The sequence below is a fragment of the Oleiphilus sp. HI0125 genome (genome assembly GCF_001635355.1).
Genome location: NZ_LWGF01000807.1, coordinates 1 through 1,172 on the forward strand (window position 1 = coordinate 1; position 1,172 = coordinate 1,172).

At 46.0% G+C, this 1,172-nt stretch carries 1 protein-coding gene and 1 pseudogene; both read right to left on the reverse strand.

The features are described from left to right. Nucleotides 1-258: pseudogene (gene fadA / locus A3762_RS13035) on the reverse strand (acetyl-CoA C-acyltransferase); the annotation flags it as partial. Between the two features lie 28 nt (nt 259-286). Further along, a partial coding sequence (locus A3762_RS13040) for a 3-hydroxyacyl-CoA dehydrogenase NAD-binding domain-containing protein (RefSeq protein ID WP_231878808.1) occupies nt 287-1,172 on the reverse strand: 886 nt, incomplete at its 5' end.

Below are 1,172 nucleotides of genomic sequence, written 5' to 3' on the forward strand. Positions count from 1 at the left end.
TGAAGTGTGTGGAACCTTTGTCAATAAAGAGATTTGACGAGCTACGTTAAAGCCCTGCTCTTTAGTTTGGTTAACACAACCCCAGATAACGTCCTCAACCAAGTTAGGGTTAAGACCTGGGTTACGGTCAAAGATCGCATCGATCAATACCGCAGAAAGGGTNTCAGCTCGTACGTTGCGGAAACAGCCGTTTTTAGCTCGACCCATTGGGGTACGTACCGCATCGACAACGACGACGTCTTTTGGATTAAGACTCATAGATATTCTCCGTAATCTGTCTCAGCGCTTAGCCGAAAAACTTCTTGCCAGTTTTAGCCATCTCACGCATACCTTCAGTCGGCGTGTAGAGAGCACCTAGATCAGCATACTTGTCTGCGATCTTGTTGAATTCTTCGATACCGATAGAATCGATGTAACGAAGCGCACCACCACGGAATGGAGGGAAACCGATACCGAAGATCAGACCCATGTCTGCTTCAGCCGCAGTATCAACAATACCGTCTTCCAAACAACGAACAGTCTCGATGCAAAGTGGAACCATCATACGTTCGATGATTTCTTCATCAGTAAACTCATTGCTGCTTGCAACAACTGGCTTAATCATGTCGTAAACAGATTCATCTACAACTTTCTTCTGCTTACCCTTACGATCTAGCTCGTAAGCGTAGAAGCCTTTGTCATTCTTCTGACCAAAACGACCAGCTTCAAACATCACGTCAATCGCTGTTTTGAAGTCTTTACCCATACGATCTGGGTAGCCTTCAGCCATTACTTCACCGCCGTGATTAGCTGTGTCCATACCTACAACGTCAAGCAAGTAAGCAGGACCCATTGGCCAACCGAACTTCTCCATGATCTTGTCTACACGCTGGAAGTCAGCACCGTCACGCATAAGCGCAGCGAAACCACCAAAGTAAGGGAACAAGATACGGTTTACTAGGAAGCCCGGGCAATCGTTAACAACAACAGGTGTTTTACCCATTGCTTGAGCGTATGCAACTGTTGTCGCAATCGTCTCTTCGCTTGTCTTCTCACCGCGAATTACTTCAACCAATGGCATCATGTGTACTGGGTTGAAGAAGTGCATGCCACAGAAGTTCTCTGGACGCTTCAAGTTCTTCGCAAGCAAATCAATAGAAATCGTCGAAGTATTAGATGTAAGGATCGTATCT